16 protein-coding genes and 3 tRNA genes are annotated in these 17,533 nt (G+C 54.5%); 16 read left to right on the forward strand and 3 right to left on the reverse strand.

What is annotated here, in order from left to right; translation table 11 throughout:
• Positions 1 to 189: 189 nt before the first annotated feature.
• Both CSQ89_RS15150 and radC read right to left on the reverse strand, forming a co-directional pair.
• A complete protein-coding gene (locus CSQ89_RS15150; protein ID WP_099406970.1) occupies positions 190 to 1,203 on the reverse strand; it encodes a hypothetical protein in 1,014 nt (337 codons plus the stop codon).
• An 89-nt stretch (positions 1,204 to 1,292) separates the two neighbouring features.
• The gene (gene radC / locus CSQ89_RS15155) at positions 1,293 to 1,973 is read right to left on the reverse strand and encodes a RadC family protein (protein ID WP_099406971.1); all 681 of its coding nucleotides are present in this window, start codon (positions 1,971 to 1,973) and stop codon (positions 1,293 to 1,295) included.
• 87 nt (positions 1,974 to 2,060) lie between these two features.
• Between radC and coaBC the strand changes: the two genes are divergently transcribed.
• From coaBC to CSQ89_RS15190, 7 genes are all read left to right on the forward strand, one after another.
• Positions 2,061 to 3,257 carry a bifunctional phosphopantothenoylcysteine decarboxylase/phosphopantothenate--cysteine ligase CoaBC gene (coaBC, locus tag CSQ89_RS15160; protein ID WP_099406972.1) on the forward strand — a complete coding sequence of 399 codons (1,197 nt, stop codon included), beginning with the start codon at positions 2,061 to 2,063 and terminating at the stop codon, positions 3,255 to 3,257.
• On the forward strand, positions 3,254 to 3,703 hold the full coding sequence (gene dut / locus CSQ89_RS15165) for a dUTP diphosphatase (RefSeq protein WP_099406973.1): 450 nt from the start codon (positions 3,254 to 3,256) through the stop codon (positions 3,701 to 3,703). The genes coaBC and dut overlap by 4 nt, the downstream gene beginning before the upstream one ends.
• A 476-nt stretch (positions 3,704 to 4,179) precedes the next feature.
• The gene (locus CSQ89_RS15170; protein WP_099406974.1) at positions 4,180 to 4,806 is read left to right on the forward strand and encodes a DedA family protein; all 627 of its coding nucleotides are present in this window, start codon (positions 4,180 to 4,182) and stop codon (positions 4,804 to 4,806) included.
• A 129-nt stretch (positions 4,807 to 4,935) separates the two neighbouring features.
• Positions 4,936 to 6,162 carry an aspartate kinase gene (locus CSQ89_RS15175; protein WP_099406975.1) on the forward strand — a complete coding sequence of 409 codons (1,227 nt, stop codon included), beginning with the start codon at positions 4,936 to 4,938 and terminating at the stop codon, positions 6,160 to 6,162.
• A gap of 49 nt (positions 6,163 to 6,211) precedes the next feature.
• Positions 6,212 to 6,305, forward strand: a tRNA-Ser gene (locus CSQ89_RS15180).
• Positions 6,306 to 6,330: 25 nt separating this feature from the next.
• Positions 6,331 to 6,407 (forward strand) — tRNA-Arg (locus CSQ89_RS15185).
• Positions 6,408 to 6,432: 25 nt separating this feature from the next.
• A tRNA-Arg gene (locus tag CSQ89_RS15190) sits at positions 6,433 to 6,509 on the forward strand.
• Positions 6,510 to 6,969: 460 nt separating this feature from the next.
• On the opposite strand, the gene CSQ89_RS15195 is transcribed toward CSQ89_RS15190, so the two are convergent.
• Positions 6,970 to 7,179, reverse strand: coding sequence for a hypothetical protein (locus tag CSQ89_RS15195; RefSeq protein WP_099406976.1), 210 nt, complete (start codon positions 7,177 to 7,179; stop codon positions 6,970 to 6,972).
• Here CSQ89_RS15195 and CSQ89_RS23630 point away from each other — a divergent pair.
• The 9 genes from CSQ89_RS23630 (at position 7,171) to CSQ89_RS15240 (ending at position 17,380) form a co-directional block, all read left to right on the forward strand.
• The gene (locus CSQ89_RS23630) at positions 7,171 to 7,797 is read left to right on the forward strand and encodes a hypothetical protein (protein WP_099406977.1); all 627 of its coding nucleotides are present in this window, start codon (positions 7,171 to 7,173) and stop codon (positions 7,795 to 7,797) included. The two genes, CSQ89_RS15195 and CSQ89_RS23630, sit on opposite strands and share 9 nt — an antisense overlap.
• 98 nt (positions 7,798 to 7,895) lie before the next feature.
• Positions 7,896 to 8,768, forward strand: coding sequence for a MotA/TolQ/ExbB proton channel family protein (locus CSQ89_RS15205; RefSeq protein WP_099406978.1), 873 nt, complete (start codon positions 7,896 to 7,898; stop codon positions 8,766 to 8,768).
• Positions 8,769 to 8,771: 3 nt separating this feature from the next.
• Positions 8,772 to 9,203, forward strand: coding sequence for an ExbD/TolR family protein (locus tag CSQ89_RS15210; protein ID WP_099406979.1), 432 nt, complete (start codon positions 8,772 to 8,774; stop codon positions 9,201 to 9,203).
• Between the two features lie 38 nt (positions 9,204 to 9,241).
• Entirely contained in the window at positions 9,242 to 9,649 is a 408-nt protein-coding gene (locus CSQ89_RS15215; protein ID WP_308418163.1) for an ExbD/TolR family protein, read from the forward strand.
• 179 nt (positions 9,650 to 9,828) lie between these two features.
• Complete coding sequence (locus CSQ89_RS15220; RefSeq protein WP_099406981.1) at positions 9,829 to 11,631, forward strand: ABC transporter substrate-binding protein; 1,803 nt, start codon at positions 9,829 to 9,831, stop codon at positions 11,629 to 11,631.
• A 35-nt stretch (positions 11,632 to 11,666) separates the two neighbouring features.
• Positions 11,667 to 13,652 (forward strand): M3 family metallopeptidase, encoded by a 1,986-nt coding sequence (locus CSQ89_RS15225; RefSeq protein WP_099406982.1) that lies wholly within the window; start codon positions 11,667 to 11,669, stop codon positions 13,650 to 13,652.
• A gap of 5 nt (positions 13,653 to 13,657) precedes the next feature.
• Positions 13,658 to 14,596: an ABC transporter permease gene (locus tag CSQ89_RS15230; RefSeq protein WP_099406983.1), complete on the forward strand. Its 939-nt coding sequence runs from the start codon at positions 13,658 to 13,660 to the stop codon at positions 14,594 to 14,596.
• A gap of 10 nt (positions 14,597 to 14,606) precedes the next feature.
• On the forward strand, positions 14,607 to 15,632 hold the full coding sequence (locus tag CSQ89_RS15235) for an ABC transporter permease (RefSeq protein ID WP_099406984.1): 1,026 nt from the start codon (positions 14,607 to 14,609) through the stop codon (positions 15,630 to 15,632).
• A 14-nt stretch (positions 15,633 to 15,646) separates the two neighbouring features.
• A complete protein-coding gene (locus tag CSQ89_RS15240) occupies positions 15,647 to 17,380 on the forward strand; it encodes an ABC transporter ATP-binding protein (protein ID WP_099406985.1) in 1,734 nt (577 codons plus the stop codon).
• Positions 17,381 to 17,533 lie beyond the last annotated feature (153 nt).

A 17,533-nucleotide genomic window follows, 5' to 3' on the forward strand; every position in this document is an offset into this window, starting at 1 on the left:
TGAATGCCTGAGCATCAAGACGCAGAAGAACCCATTCGCACTTTGCCGCAAGTTACTGATCAACGCCTCCCGCGCGGCTTATGATCAGTTACAGCTGCTTCTCGCAGCTACTGCGTAACATCAGTCAGTTAGTAAGTAAAGCGAGGACCTGAGTACAGCAAGTGACCCCCGCCATTGGCTTACTTGCCCTCAAGTTACCAAGTCTACCTGTTGTAATGTGCCCACTTGACCATTTTCAGACAAGTATATGCTGGAGCGTCTTATTTGACCGTGCTCCTGGTTCGCTTCGTCCCGGAGGGAAAAATCGGTATCGGTATACCCTAGGTGTAATGCGCCTATGCCCAAGTCAGCCAGATTGAGCAACTTATCTTTCCCTGTGGCGTCTCGTATCCACAGGGACAGCTTTCCCCATACGGAATCGGCCTCGTCAATCCAGCCATTGCCATCATTGTCGTAACGGGCCAGATCAGTAAAGCCATTCCCGCTTTGGGCGCCAAAAAGCTCCTGGCCGTCATTGATCTTGCCATCGCCACTCTTGTCGAATGCGAGGAAGCCGCTGCCTTCCGCCACAAAGGAAATATCGTCTTGCGTGCCATCGATATTCAGGTCGAATTTGAATTTATTCTGGGTAAGTGTGGCTGACTGTGCATTGTAGTTAAGCACCAAAGGGTCTTGTTTGACCGTGGGTTTGTCGGTGTTGAAGCGGATTTCCGTGGTTTCGCTGAATTCCCGATATAGGTTGATTGCTGTACTGAACTTGAATTGGCGACCATCTTCGCTTATCACTTCGCCATTTGCTTGAAAGTGCGACGCTTCGGTCTCGCGGCGTTCTTCTCGGTACTGATAGTCGATCTGCCAGGTGATCGCTGGAGGGACAGTTTGCGCGGGCAGGGAGGCTGCAGGAGGGCTGCTGATGGCGGTTATCTGATCACCAACGGGTATGATCTCGTCGATGTCTATTTCTCGCCCGGTCAGTTTTTTAATCAGTTCCTGAATCAGTTTCCAGAGCGGATGGTTGAGTAGCTGGGTACGTAAGTTAAGTAGGCTGTCGTGTTGTTGGGCGGCGAGTGCTTCGGCCGAGAGCGCTACGGTCTCTCTGGGTGGTGCGGGTCGCGCTTCGATGCGTACTTTCTCTTGGATGTTGAGTTCGCGCGCAGCCGAATGCTGCCCGGCCAGTTGGACCTGGGATTGCTGGATTTTCATGTTCTTCTCCTAGCCACCTGTCATGGCCTTATAGGGCATATATCGGCGCAGGCAGAATCAACTTGATGATGCTGATTGCGTATCTGTTGTTACTGCGACAGATGGCCTCGCTCGGCAAGTGATAAGGCTTCGCTGGGCGTGACGACGAAATGATCGAGCAGGCGTATGTCGATCAGTGCCAGGGCGCGACTGAGATGAGTCGTCAGGGAGATATCGGCGGCGCTGGGTTCGGCCATGCCGGAAGGGTGGTTGTGCGCCACGATCAGGGCGGCTGCATTGAGGGCAAGGGCTCTGCGGGCAAGTTCGCGTGGATGAACTTCTGCATGATTGAGTGTGCCGCGAAAGAGTACTTCCGCTGCCAGCAAGCGGTGCTGTGTGTCTAGGAAGAGCACGCCAAAGGTTTCCCGTGTTTCACCACCCAGCCACAAGCGCAAATAGTTGCGGACGTCGGCGGGCTGATTCAGCGCAGTGGGTTGGCGTAATGCTTCCTGTAGTGCGCGCCGGCTCATTTCCAATACGGCTTGGAGTTGGGCGAACTTGGCATTGCCCATGCCGGCTATTTGGGTGAAATCCGCCTGGGTGGCGTTGAATAGCTGGGTCAGCGAGCCAAAGCGATGTAGCAGTTCGCGTGCAAGATCCACCGCGCTTTTGCCAGGCAACCCAACGCGTAGAAAGATCGCAAGGAGTTCGGCGTCGGAAAGGCTGGTAGCACCGCGCGCAAGCAACTTCTCACGCGGACGCTCGTCGGCAGGCCAATCTGTAATGGGCATGGTGTTTGGGAGGCTAGGGGGCAATGCTTTACACTTTCGACGGCGAGTACCCATTTGCAAAGGAATTTTCATGTCTGAGGCGAAGCAATGAGCCGCCCAAAACGCGTGCTGCTGGGCGTAACCGGTGGTGTGGCTGCTTATAAATCGGCTGAGTTGACGCGGTTATTCGTCAAGGCTGGCTACGATGTACAGGTTGTAATGAGCGAGGCTGCAACGCACTTTGTTGCCCCCGCCACTTTTCAAGCACTGTCGGGACGGCAGGTGTTCACCGATCTATGGGATAACCGGATCGACAACCATATGGCCCATATCGACCTGGGCCGTGAAGCGGATCTGATTCTTGTGGCCCCGGCCTCGGCAGATTTTTTGTTCAAGCTAGCGCATGGTGCAGCCAACGATTTGCTTTCCACATTGTGTACGGCGCGTGATTGCCCACTGTTGGTGGCGCCTGCCATGAATCGGCAAATGTGGGAGAACCCGCCTAATCAACGTAATGTCGCTTTGCTGCGCCAGGATGGTGTGGTGGTGTTGGGGCCGGATGTAGGAGAGCAAGCCTGCGGTGAAACAGGTTTTGGTCGAATGTTGGAACCAGAGGCGCTATTTGAATATGTGGCCGCTTCGTTTCAGCCCAAGTTCATGACGGGCATCAAGGTGTTGCTGACCGCCGGCCCTACGTTTGAGCGTATCGATGCCGTGCGTGGCATCACCAATAGCAGTTCGGGAAAGATGGGCTTTGCGCTGGCGCGTGCGGCGGTTGAAGCTGGGGCAGACGTAACCTTGGTTGCTGGCCCGACGCACTTGGCGACCCCGCTGGGGGTGCGCCGTGTCGATGTGGTGAGCAGTCAGGACATGCTTGCCGCAGTAAATGCCGAAGTACCCAAGACCGATATCTTTATCAGCGTTGCCGCTGTAGCTGATTACTATGTGTTGAACCCCTCTGAGCAGAAAATAAAGAAGGATGCACACATTCTGACACTGGAGTTGGCGCCCAACCCGGATATCCTGGCCAATGTGGCCGGGCTGGCAGAGCCGCCTTTCTGCATAGGTTTTGCCGCAGAAAGCGAGAACCTGCTGGAATATGGTGAACAAAAGCGCCGACGAAAGAAACTCCCGCTCTTGGTTGCTAACCAAGTGCAGTCGGCTATTGGAGCTGATGACAACGAGGTTTATCTGCTCGACGACCATGGTCAGCACAAATTACAGCGGGCGGCCAAGTTGGATATAGCCCGCGCCATCATTCAGCACACCGCTAAACTTTATCGTGAGTACCACCCTAAGCCATGAAAAAAATAGATATCCGTATTCTTGATGGACGCCTGAAGGAACAGCCGCCGGGTTATGCAACCACCGGTTCGGCAGGTTTGGATTTGCGCGCCTGCCTGGAAGCACCACTTTCGTTGGTTCCTGGGGCTACCGCCCTTATTCCGACAGGTATTGCCATGCATTTGGCGGACCCGGGCATTGCCGCGATGATTCTGCCGCGTTCAGGATTGGGCCATAAACATGGCATCGTATTGGGTAACCTGGTGGGTCTGATTGACTCGGACTACCAAGGGCAGATCTTCGTGTCGGTTTGGAACAGGGGAAGCGGGGCGTTTCTCATCCAACCGCTGGAACGGATTGCGCAGCTGGTTGTGGTGCCGGTATTGCAGTTGGGCTTCAATGTGGTCGACACGTTCGAGCAAAGTGACCGCGGTGAGGGCGGGTTTGGCAGCACGGGTAAGCACTAGGAACCTGTTTACGATTTTAGAACCTGTCTACAGTCTGCTGAGCGTCAGCAATACGGCGTGAAAACATCCTCGGAATGCGCATTTACCACTTGTAACGCCGCTTCCTCGGCTGTTTTCGCATTATCTTGCCCTAGCTCGGGAGACTTTAGACAGGTTCCTTACTGCGCAGCCATGATCAGGGCTTATGCGTGGCGCTTGACCTTGCTGACACCTGCTCGTAACACACCATAAACAGGTTCAAGGGCCTATAAAGGAATAGCCGTACACTGTGCCGTACTATCAACGCGGGTGTGGCCATGACAATTTGGGAGATACCTTGAAAAATGCACTGCCTGAACTAATGCGGGCCTATGTATCTAATGGATTGTGCCCCAGCGAACCTACGCCTTTATCCCGGATGAATTGGTGATCTCATCAGCGGAGGGTGAAAAACCCTGTGCTAATATGGCGACCCCATTCTTAATAGCAAGCGGCTGATGGATTTCCTGGTCATCCTTTTGAGCCTGTTTGAGAACTACGGCTACATTGCTGTCTTTACCGTATTGCTTATCTGCGGTTTTGGCGTGCCTATCCCTGAAGATGTCAGCCTGGTGGCGGGCGGTGTGATTGCCGGTTTGGGTTATGCTGATGTGCACTTGATGTTTCTGGTGTGCATGGCGGGTGTACTCATCGGCGATTCAGCCATGTTCACAATCGGGCGTTTGTTCGGCGAGAAGGTGCTTGCCTGGCGCTTTGTGTCCAAGTTACTTACACCGGCCCGTTATTGCGCCGTCCAAGATAAGTTTGCACGTTATGGTAACCGGTTGATGTTTATTGCCCGGTTCTTGCCGGGGTTACGATCCGCTATTTTCTTGACTGCCGGTATGACGCGCAGGGTGCCGTTTTGGCGCTTCCTGATGTTGGATGGCCTTGCTGCGTTGATCAGCGTACCGGCCTGGGTGTATCTGGGCTATTTCGGCGCATCCAACCGGGAATGGTTACTTACCTGGATTCGCCGGGGTCAAGTCGGTATCTTGATTGCGATTGCCCTGATTGGCCTCATTCTATTGTTCGGCTATATCAAACGTCGTCGTGCGGCGCAGTCTGCTAAGCGTGATGAGTAAAGACCATAGCGTGTAGTGCTTGCACTGCCGCTTGAATATTTACAGCCAAACATTTGCCCGCGCCTTGTTTTTACAGGGCGCTTTCTATTAGATTCTGTTTCTTTATCTCCATATGCCAGAGGGAAGTGCATGGCACTGATCGTCCAAAAATATGGCGGGACATCGATGGGTTCGCCGGAGCGAATCAAGAATGTTGCCCGTCGCGTTGCGCGCTACAAGGCTCAGGGCCACGATATTGTGGTGGTCGTATCTGCCATGAGTGGTGAGACCAATCGACTTATCGCATTGGCGAAAGAAGTTCAGGCCAAGCCCGACCCACGTGAGCTTGATGTCATTGTCTCGACTGGTGAGCAGGTCACGATTGGCCTGCTTGCAATGGCGCTAAAAGACATTGGCCTTGATGCACGCAGTTACACCGGCAGCCAGGTGAAAATACTGACCGACAACGCCCATACCAAGGCGCGTATCCAGCACATTGATGATGTGGCGATGCGTGCAGACTTGAAAGCGGGCTGCGTGGTGGTGGTGGCGGGTTTCCAAGGGGTGGACTCAGATGGAAACATCACCACCCTGGGCCGTGGCGGATCGGATACCACAGGCGTGGCCTTGGCCGCGGCATTGCGTGCGGATGAGTGCCAGATCTATACCGACGTTGATGGTGTCTACACCACTGACCCGCGTGTCGTGCCTGAAGCGCGTCGCTTGAAAACGGTCACTTTCGAGGAAATGCTCGAAATGGCGAGTCTGGGCTCAAAGGTTTTGCAGATACGTTCGGTGGAATTTGCCGGCAAATACAAGGTCAAGTTGCGCGTGTTGTCGAGCTTCCAGGAGGAAGGTGATGGCACCCTGATTACATTCGAGGAAGAAGACAATATGGAAAAGGCCATCATCTCCGGCATAGCCTTTAATCGTGACGAGGCGCGCATCAATGTCACGGGCGTGCCCGACAAGCCGGGTATTGCGTATCAGATATTGGGCCCGGTGGCGGATGCCAATATCGATGTCGATATGATCATCCAGAATGTCGGCGTAGAAGGGCATACCGATTTCTCCTTCACCGTGCCCCGCAATGACTATCACGCGGCGCTGGGTATTCTGGAAGGCGTACAAGGGCATATCGGAGCGAAGAATATTTCTGGCGACGATAAGATCTGCAAGGTGTCGGTTGTGGGCGTCGGTATGCGTTCGCATGTCGGTATTGCTTCCGCCATGTTTCGCACCTTGGCGGAGGAGGGAATCAACATTCAGATGATTTCAACTTCCGAGATCAAAATCTCGGTAGTGCTGGATGAGAAGTATCTGGAATTGGCAGTTCGCGTGCTTCACAAGGCATTTGGATTAGATCAAGAGAATTGATGCTTGACGGGGAGGGCGGACTTCTTTATAGTTCGCGTCCTCTTGAGACGGAGAAGTGGCCGAGTGGTCGAAGGCACTCCCCTGCTAAGGGAGCATACGGGCATAAACCTGTATCGAGGGTTCGAATCCCTCCTTCTCCGCCAAGAGCCGTTTTAGTTGTTTCAAAGTGCGCCCGTAGCTCAGCTGGATAGAGTACTTGGCTACGAACCAAGGGGTCAGGAGTTCGAATCTCTTCGGGCGCGCCACTTTGAAGTCACTTAGCAAAAATCAGCGCCCGTAGCTCAGCTGGATAGAGTACTTGGCTACGAACCAAGGGGTCAGGAGTTCGAATCTCTTCGGGCGCGCCAAGCATTAAATGACAAAGGCCACTTTATGTGGCCTTTGTTGCGTCTAGTGCATATGAGTTGTGTGCTGATGTGTTGGCAGGTGCATAGGTTCCGCTGCTTGTTGCTGTAGCCTCTTGTGGTTGGCAGCAAGCCTATGACCTATGAAAGGCAAGCGTTTGAGACCATTTCGATCCGAGTTAATGAGTAAATAGTAAAGACCACTTGCGTGGCCTTTGTTACGTCTGATCTGTGTGTTGCAAATAAGCGAATAAGCTAACGCTGTATGATTTTTGCCGCGGCATTTCCCCTATTTCTTGGTATCCTCGCTCCCTGTATTTCCTTGAATTTTTGCTTGGCATGCATTGCTGCCGGCAAGGGTAGTGCTTAGGTTTTCTGCGGTTGACCTGTGTTCACTACAGCTTGGTTTGGTGTGGTTGTCGCAGAAGTCGATCCTCTGGGCATCATCGTGGCCCTTGTTGTTTTATTTGGCCTGGCGGTGTCTTTGCAAGGTAGAAGTCGACGTTGTGTTGGTCAGGCTTTGGTTTCCTGCAACACGTTCCGTTTGATTTTGAATGGCAAGTGCGGCGTTATCCGCCCATTTGTGAATATTGCTTAATCCTGCCTTACCATCGGCAGGTGTAGAGGGTAAAACATGGATTTTGCGCAGCAGCAGAGGAAACCGATGAAGCATTTGCTTGGTATCGGTTTTGTGGTTCTTCTGCATTTATTCGTTATTTATGCATTGGTCAATGGTTTGGCGCGTAAGGTGGTTGAGGTAATCCAAAAGCCGCTCGAAACCAAGTTGATTGATGAGCCTCCACCACCACCTCCGGAGGAGAAGCCGATACCCCTCCCGCCCGAGGTAAAACTTCCGCCGCCACCGCCGGCGTATGTGCCGCCGCCTGAGGTTGTAGTGCAGGCGCCGGTAGCGCCCACCAATGCGCCGACGGCGGTGAGCCATGAAGCCCCGCCGGAAGTGCCGCCGCAGCCGCCTGCGCCACCAGTGCCAGTGGCACCGCCCGCTCCTGTGAGTGCACGTGCTGTGTTCTCCAACTACTCAGAGGTTGCTGAGGGGTTGAGTGATAAGTTTTCAGTGGTCGCAGACAAGGAACAAATTCAAACTGCGGAAGTCACCCTGCTGATGACGGTTGGGGCCGCTTGTGAGATAGGTACGGTATCGATCAAGTCATCTACGAATTCTGCAGTTGCCGCTTTGGCGCGAAATGCGGTTCGCCGCTTCAAGTGTTCGACCCCGCCTGGGCATGAAGTGCAGGTGTTGGTGCCATTCTCGTTCAAACTGCAAGACTAATGTTTTCAGGCTGGGTATCCGTCAGTGGATGCCTCGGCTTGGGCTTATACTCATCGTCGGCTTTATCGAGCCAACCTAGCTAAGGAGCTGGAAGGATCATGTCTGTAGCAAATCGTTTGTCCGCTGTCGTCGCGGCTATTACCCTCATTGCTGCTCCGGTAGCAACCCTGTTTGTTTCACCGCTGGTGCATGCTGATGAAGCTGCACAAGCCGCTACCGTTGCCATTGAGGCGGCGCCGGTAGCCACACCACCAGCTACACCTGCAGTGCCTGCTTCACCAGCCGAAACCAAAATCGCGGTTGATAACCCATATGGTCTGGATGCACTCTGGCAACAGGGCGACTTTGTGGCCAAGGGTACGCTGATCATCATGATCATCATGTCCATGGGTACTTGGTACATCCTGGTCACCAAGCTGTGGGAACAAAGCAAGTTGATGCGTCAAGCACGTGCTGCACGTGAATCCTTCTGGGGTGCGGGTTCCGTCAAGTCAGGCGTTGAAACCCTGCAAGATGGCAGCGCCTTCCGCTACATCGCAGAAAGCGCCGTCAACGCCAGCGAGCACCATGAAGGGGCATTGCTGGAGCAGATTGACCGTAATACCTGGGTGACCATGTCCATCCAGCGCGCCATGGAAAACGTGCAGAACCGTTTGCAAGATGGTCTGGCTTTCCTGGCCACAGTGGGCTCAACGGCACCGTTTATTGGTCTGTTCGGCACAGTTTGGGGTATTTACCACGCGTTGGTGTCAATCGGTATGTCCGGTCAGGCTTCCATCGACAAGGTAGCGGGCCCTGTGGGCGAGTCGCTGATCATGACGGCGATTGGTCTGGCGGTGGCTGTGCCTGCCGTACTAGGTTACAACTGGCTGGTTCGTCGTAACAAGTCGGGCATGGAGCAAGTACGTGCCTTCGGTGCTGATCTGCACAGCGTTGTGCTGGGTGGCTCGCAGGCCACTAAGCGGGGCTAAACCATGGGAATGAACGTCGGAAGTGAGTCCGGCGGCGACGACGATGTGGTATCGGCGATCAATACCACACCGCTCGTGGACGTGATGCTGGTTCTGCTGATCATCTTTCTGATCACGATCCCGGTCGCTGCGCATATCGTGCCGGTCAAATTGCCTGTTGAAACAAACAAGCCAAATGAAACCACGCCCATCAACGTCAATCTGTCGATCGATAAGGCCGGCATCGTTTATTGGAATCAATCGGCGATTGCCGACGAAAAGGCATTGACTGCACGTTTGATCGAAGATGTTTCGCAAAAGGTGCCTCAGCCCAAGATCCAGATCCGTGGGGACATGGATGCGAATTATGAGTCGATACAATGGGTGGTCCGTGCGTGCAAGCGGGCGGCAATCCAGAAGGTAGGCTTTATCGTCGAGCCGCCACCGCGCGGTTGATTTGACCGGCATGACAAATTGAGAGGTGTGCCATGGGCATGAATATTGGCTCTGGTAGCAGTTCGGGTGAACCGGAAGTAATGGCGGAAATGAACACCACGCCGTTGATCGACGTGATGTTGGTGTTGCTGATCATGTTGATCATCACCATTCCGGTTCAGTTGCATTCGATTGAGACGGACAATCCAGCGGGCAACCCGCCGCCGCCGCTGACGGAACCAGTGGTGCATAAGGTGGATATCGACGAGGCGGGTTTGGTCTATGTCGATGGTGCGGTGATAACTGGCAAGGAGGCGTTGGAGGGGATTTTCCGCCAGTACGCGTCCGAACCCAATCAACCCGAAGTACATGTAAAGCCGCGTAAGGGGACGCCTTACCGGGCGGTCGCTACGGTAATGGCGGCTGCGCAGCGTACCGGTGTCACCAAGTTCGGCTTGGTGGAGTAGGTAGCAGCGGATCAAAAGCGGCGGCACGCATTGGCATGTCGTCGCTTTTTTTTGTCCCATGTATATGGTCGTGCCCTTGTCGCCGCCATACCTGCCTGGTTTCTTGCTACTCGCATGAAGACCCAGGGCAGGGGATGGCTACGATTTAATCAACGTTGTTTTCGGTGCAAATCAAGATCATGAAATTTGCTACGTTTGCGAGCCTCGTCTGTCTTGTTGCCGCTGCCTTTAGCCCTGCTAATGCGCAGGTAGCGGATATGAACAAAATCCTCTACGCCTATCTACGTGGTACGGAAACGGGTTTCGACCCAGCAAAGTATTCCGACACCGGGTCGGTGGAAATCTTCAAATCCATCTACGAGACCCTGCTCGGTTATGACTATCTGGCGCGGCCGCAGATGCTGGTGCCGGGGGCTGCCGAAGCCATGCCGGAGGTGAGCGAAGGGGGCCGCCGCTATACCTTCAAGATTCGGCCGGGCATTTATTTCTCGGACGACGCGGTGTTTAAGGGCAGGAAGCGGGAACTGGTAGCGCAAGACTATGTGTATTCGTTGCAGCGGCTGGTAGACCAGAATAACCGTGGTGCGCCGTGGGATTTCCTGTTCAAGGGCAAGATTATTGGTCTGGACGAAAAAATTGCCGAAGCAAAACGCACCGGCAAGTTCAACTACGACAAGCCGATCGAGGGTTTCAAGGCGGTTGATCGGTATACCTTCCAGGTCAATCTGACGCGGCCTGATTACCTGATTCCGCAGATGATGGGTTCGCCTGCCACGGGGGCGGTGCCGCGAGAAGCGGTTGAGGCTTACGGTGATGACTTCGATGGCCATCCTGTTGGTACTGGTCCTTACCGTTTACGTGAATGGCAACGTCGTAATCACATTGTGCTGGAAGCCAATCCCAACTTCCGCGGCATTACCTATACCCCGCCAGCAGGCGCCAAGGTCGATGAACCGATTGCTGCGCAACTGGCAGGCAAGACGTTTCCGCGTATTGGTGTGATTGATATTCGTGTGATTGAAGTCCCGCAGGCTGCTTGGTTGGCATTCGATAGCAAGCAGTTGGATGTGATGCAGGAAATGGGTACGGCCTATGCCCGCATGGTAGCGCCAGATGGGGTGCTGCTGCAGAAGTACCAGGATCGCAAGTTACAGTTCTATCGCGAGTCCCAGGGGAACACCTATTGGCATATGTTCAATATGGATGACCCGGTTGTCGGCGGTTACACACCTGAGAAGATCGGTCTGCGTCGGGCGATTTCCTATGCCTACGACCAACAATGGGAGGCCAATATCGTCAAGCAGGGGCAAGCCATGCCCGCTCAGACGCCCATTGGCCCCGAAGTTGAAGGCTACGATGCCAGCTACCGCAACAGCTTCTATCGCCTGGACCCTGCCTACGGTAATGCCATCCTCGATAAGTACGGTTACAAGGACTGCGATAACGATGGCTTCCGCGAAGCACCAGGGTGCCAGCCGTTGCTGATCACCTATCTTGACCAGAGTAACCGCGATACACGTGATTACGACGAGATGCTGCAGAAGATGATGGGCTCGCTAGGCATTCGCCTGAAGATGGACAAGAAGACCTTCTCAGACCTCGTCAAGCAGCGCCAGGCAGGCCAGTACATGATGAGTTTTGGTGGTTGGAACCTCGACTACCCCGACGCCGAAAACTTCATGCAATTGCTGTATGGCCCGAATGCCGGACCGGTAAATGAAGCGCGCTTCAAGAACAAGGAATTCGATCAGCTATACGAGCAGATTGCTTCCATGCCTCCTAGCGCCGAGCGCAATGCGAAGTTGATCCGGATGAGCAAGATCGTAGCGGCGCAAGCACCGTGGATTCTGACCAATCACGCCTTGTTTTCGCATATTGCCCAGCCTTGGATGATTGGCTATCGGCCGCATCCCAGCAGCAAAGAGTACTGGCAGTACTACGACTATGACCAGTCGATGCGTCGCAGCATGACTGGCCGCTGATCTGACTTCCCCGCATAATTTTCCGGAGATCCCTTGTGAAAAAGCTTACTTTGCTTGTCCTGGCTGCCTTATCAAGCGCAGCGTGGGCTGGTGAGCGTGGCGAAATTCGTATTTCTGCTGCCGCCGATGTACCGACTTTGTGCACGCAAGCCATTGCCAAATTGAATGCTGATGTCACGGCGTTGGAAAAGCTCCCACTTAGCGAGGCCAGTGTTATTACTGTGCTGGCGCCTTGGAACCAGACCATGACGGCGTTTGCTGAGTTCAATTGGGGTGGGGGGCTGATTGCCAATGTCCACCCAGATGAAAAGGTTCGCCAAGCTGAAGAAGCCTGCGAACTGAAAGCCTCTGCTGAAACCAATCGTATTATGCAAAGCAGTGCGCTCTATGCACGCTTCAAGGCGATTAAGCCCGCCGATACGATTGACGCCGAAACGCTGAAAGCAGTATTGGCCGAGTTCGAAGACAAGGGCGTCAATCTACCGGAAGCAAAGCGCAAGCAGGCCGCCAAATTGTTCAGCCGATTGGATAAGCTGCAACAGGACTTTGCCCGGAACGTGCGTGAGAACAAGCAAAAGCTGAGTTTCACTGCCGAGCAACTCCAGGGTGTGTCTACCGATGCATTGGCCAGCTTCAAGCGCGACAGCAAGGGTAACTATCTGGTTGGATTTGATTACCCGGAGTACCTGCCGGTAATTGAAGGCGCCGAGAGCGGTGAGACCCGCCAGCGTTTGCAGTACGCCTACACCCGTCGTGGCGGTAACAAGAATCTCGCCATCCTGCAAGAAGTGGTGCAAATCCGGAAGCAATTGGCTTCTTTGCTGGGTTATCCGTCCTATGCGGCCTGGGCTACCCGCAACAATATGGTGGGTAAGCCGGAAGTGGTGCTCGATTTCCTCGCCAAGGTGAAGGACCAGGTGGGTTCGGTGGAAAAGCATGAGCTGGCCGAATTGACGGCTGAGAAAGCCGCTTTTACCGGAGACCCTAAAGCCAAGCTGGAGCGCTGGGACCAGATGTTCTACGAGCGCCGCTTGCAAAAAGCCAAATTCCAGGTCGATCAGGAAATGGTGCGCGCTCAATTTCCTTCGGCACAGACCGTGGAATGGATGATGGCGGTGACCAGCCGTCTCTATGACGTAGAGTTTCGCCCCAACGCCAAGCTGCCAGTCTGGCATGAGGATGTGAAGGGCTACGATGTTTTCGACAAGGCCAGTGGTGAGTACCTGTCCAGTTTCTATATGGACCTATATCCGCGTGATGGCAAATACAAGCATGCCGCGGCTTTCTCGGTACGTCAGGCCAGCGTATTGACGGGCACTACGCCGGCCTCCGTGTTGGTGACCAACTTCAATCGTAAGGGCTTTGATCAGGACGAATTGGAAACCCTCTTCCACGAATTCGGCCACATTATGCATGGGGTGCTGAGCCGTACCCGTTACGGCCTTAATGCCGGCACCAACACCAAGCGCGATTTCGTCGAAGCACCCTCGCAGATGTATGAAGAGTGGGCGCGCAATCCCGCTTCGTTAGCCTTGTGGAATGAAGTCTGCCCAAGCTGCCAGCCTATCGATATGAAATTGATCGAGAAGATGAATGCCGCTCGCCTATTCGGCCAAGGCACCAAATATGCCCGGCAGTGGCTATATGCCGCTTACGACATGGCGCTGGCCGGACCGATTCCACAAAAGCCGCAGGCGCTGTGGCAACGAATGGAAGGCGCGACGGCGCTGGGCTATGTGAAGGGTACGGAATTCCCTGGCGCGTTCGGCCACATTGTGGGGGGCTATGCCGCGGGTTATTACGGGTATATGTGGTCCGAAGTGTTGGCGCTGGATATGCGTTCCGCTTTTGGCAGCAATGTGATGGACCCCGAGGTTGGCATGCGATTCCGCAAGACGGTATTGGAGAATGGCTCGCAGGTGCCAGAAATGGATCTGGTGCGTAAGTTCCTCGGGCGCGAACCGAGCTCGGATGCCTTCTTTCGTGAAATCACCGGCCACGCGCCAGCAGTTGGGGGTTAGGCACCATGCTCGCCTTCATTATTCGCCGTGTTTTGCAGATGGTCCCAACCGTAATCGGGGCTATCCTGCTGCTCTTTGTGTTGTTCAACCTTTTTGGTGGTGACCCCGCCAATATTCTCGTCGGCAAGATTCAAGACCCGGAAAAGATTGCTGCTATCCGTGCTTCATTGGGATTGGACCAACCTTGGTGGATACAGCTTTGGTTGTTCTTCAAGCAGGTCATTACCTTTGATTTTGGTAACAGTTGGAGTACCAATGAGCCGGTGTCACAGCTGATTGCCCATCGCGCACCGGTCAGCATGACCATCATGTTGCAGGTGTGGTTGCTGGATGCACTGATTGCGGTATCGCTGGCCATGGCGGTGGCGTATCGGCGTGGTTCGCTGACAGACCGCGCCATCATGGGCATCTGTACTGCGGCCATGTCGATCTCGTTGTTGTTATATGTGGTCGTCGGCCAGTATGTCCTGGGTTTCAAATTGGACTTGTTCCCGGTGCTGGGTTGGAGTGACAGCTTCGTGACGAATGTCGTCCGCTATGCGCCGCTGCCGGTGATGTTGCTGCTGGCCGTGTCGGTCGCGCCAAGCCTGCGCCTCTACCGTTCTTTCATCGTGGAAGAGACCAACCAGGACTACACCCGTACTGCCCGCGCCAAGGGAGCCGGCGAGCATCGGGTCATGTTTGTACACGTCCTTCGGAACGCCACGATTCCTATCGCAACCTATATGGCGATGCAGGTGCCACAGCTGTTTGTGGGTTCCTTCCTCATTGAAAAGGTGTTTTCTATTCCCGGTTTGGGGCAGGAGATCGTCGAGTCCGTCATGCGCAGTGATTTCCCTGTCATCAAGGCAATCACGATCTCGATTGTGATTTTGACGATGGTGATCAACCTGGTGGTTGACCTCTTGTACAAAGCGCTCGATCCGCGCGTTGAACTGAAGTGAGAAGACAGCGATGACTACAATGACAGAAAAAGTTTCTCCTGGCTTCTGGCGCGCCGCCGGCAAGCGGCTCTGGGCAGACAAGTTGGCGCGTGGTTGCTTGTTTATCCTGGCAGTGTATTTCGTGCTTGCTTTGGCGAGCACGATGGGCTGGCTGGCCAAGGACTGGAACAAGCAGGTGGCCGTTTCGTGGGCCGCGCCGACGATGGTGGGTAAGCAACAGCAGGATTCACATGGATTCAAGGTCGAAGTTATCGCGCCGGATGCCGAAGCACGCGCTCTAGACCCATTGACGCCATTCGAAGCCGAACTGACGGCGGCTGCCAAAGCCTATCAGCAAGAAGCCGTGGTACTGGCCGACACCTTGCCCTTGGGTGCGGATAAAGTTGGCCGGGATATTGGCAGCAAAGTCATCAAGGCTGCGCAGACCTCTATCACGGTAGGTTTGTTGGCCGCCTTGCTATCGGTTGCCATTGGCACGGTATTCGGTGCCGTAGGCGGTTATTTCGGCGGCAGGCTGGGTGATGCGTTGGAATGGCTGTACAGCGTATTTACTTCCATGCCCTATATCCTCCTGGTACTGGCGTTTGCGTCGGTGCTCGGTGGCGGTGTGCATACCGTTATTCTGGTGCTCGGTTTTACCGGTTGGACGGGGACTTACCGGTTGATTCGTTCTGAATACATCAAACAGCGTAGCCGTGACTATGTGCTGGCAGCCAGTGCCATCGGCGCAAGCGACGCACGCAAGATGTTTCTGCATATTCTGCCCAATGTGTCGCATCTGATTTTGGTACAGCTTTCGCAAGACGTCGTGAACTTCATCAAGGCGGAAGTGATTTTGTCTTTCCTGGGTTTCGGTGTGCCGGTCGAGGCGATTTCCTGGGGCATTATGATCAATGAAGTCATGCCCGAGCTCGTGCTGGGCAAGTGGTGGCAATTGGCGACGGTCGCAACCGTGATGTCGTTGTTTGTGGTCGCATTTGGTCTGTTCACCGACCAGCTGCGTGATGCACTTGACCCCAAGGCAAGCCGCCGCTGATCGAGGATAGGACCATGACTCAAGAAAACCTGCTTGAAATCAAAAATCTGCGCGTGGCGTTTCGCGTAGGTAAACACGAGATGTTTCAGGCGCTCAAAAGCGTCAATTACGTTATCCCCAAGAACAGTACGGTTGCTTTGGTGGGTGAGTCGGGATCGGGCAAATCCGTGTCAGCCATGGCCATCATGGACTTGCTGCCGCGCGCCAACACCGAAATCGCGCCCGACAGTGGCTTGGTGTTTGAGGGCGTAGACCTGCTCAAACAGACCGAGAAGCAGCGGCGTGCGTTGTGCGGCAAGCAGATATCGATGATCTTCCAGGATTCGATGACGTCTTTGAACCCGGTCTACCAGGTGGGTGACCAGATTGTGGAAGTCTTGCGCCTGCATAAGCCGATGAACAAGGTGCAAGCGCGTAAGCGGGCCATCGAGCTGCTACGCGAAGTCGGTGTCCCCGACCCTGAAAACCGTATCACTAGCTATCCGCATGAGATGTCCGGCGGCCAGCAACAGCGGGTGATGATCGCGATGGCGATTGCCTGTGAGCCCAAGCTGTTGATTGCTGACGAACCCACTACGGCGTTGGATGTCACCATTCAAAAGCAGATCATCGAACTCTTGATGAAGCTCAAAGCCACCCATGGCATGAGTATCCTGTTCATTACGCATGATTTGGAGTTGGTTCGCGAGATTGCAGACCACGTGGTGGTCATGCATCAGGGAGTGATCAAAGAGCAAGGGCCAGCCGAGCAGGTATTTTCTGCACCCAAAGACGCCTACACCCGCGCGTTGCTGGCATGCCGGCCAACGATCGACAAGCGGCCGATACGCTTGCCGGTGGTGGAAGACTTTTTGTCCGGCCGCGAGCATGAGTTGCCCAAGGGCGAGCGCCAACGTGGTGTGAATCCAAGCGACGCCATCGTGTTGGAAGTGAAGAATCTGAAAAAGACCTTCCGCATGAAGCAAGGCATGTTCGGGCACAAGGACGTGGTAGCGGTAAAGGATGTCAGCTTCAAGCTGGCTCGTGGCAAGACCCTGGGCATTGTTGGCGAATCAGGGTCGGGCAAGACCACGCTGGGTAAGACGATTCTGCGCTTGAACAGTTGCGAGGGCGGCGAGGTAATGTACGGTGGTAAGAACCTGATGTCCCTGTCGGACAAGGAGTTTATGCCCTACAAGCGCCAGATGCAGATCGTGTTTCAAAACCCCTACGCAAGTTTGAACCCCCGTTTTACCGTGGGTGATATCTTGCTGGAACCGATGCGCGTACATCGTATCCACGAGTCGGATCGTGACCGCGCTGACCATGCTTATCAGTTGCTCAAGCGGGTAGGGTTGGACGAGCGTGCCTTCAATAAATACCCGCATGAATTCTCGGGTGGTCAGCGCCAACGTATCAGTATTGCGCGTTGCCTGACCATGAAGCCGGAGATACTCGTCTGCGATGAGTCAGTGTCGGCGTTGGATGTATCGGTGCAGGCTCAGGTGTTGAATCTGTTACAGGAGCTGCAGGATGAATACGGCATGAGCTATCTGTTCATCTCGCATGACCTGAACGTGGTGAAGTACATCTCTGATGAGGTACTGGTGATGAACCACGGTGAGATGGTCGAGTATGCCAACGCCGATGAACTGTATCGTGCGCCGAAGCATCCTTACACGCAAAAGCTGTTGGCTGCGATCCCGGGCCGGCGCGGGACGGAGCCCAAGCCGCATTTATTGCCTGAAGGGGAGGCAGCAGTTACCTGACTCAAACCGAAGCCGCTGTGAAGCGGCTTTTTCATGTGCGCCCAGCATGGGCGCACTCCTGCGGGTGGAAGTCCCGCCGTAAGTTGATCACAGCGAACGAAGTGAAGCGCAACTGCGTGAGGGCGACCGAGCGTGGGAAGGAAGCGTGGATCG

The sequence above is a fragment of the Chitinimonas sp. BJB300 genome, from assembly GCF_002735695.1.
GTDB lineage: Bacteria > Pseudomonadota > Gammaproteobacteria > Burkholderiales > Chitinimonadaceae > Chitinimonas.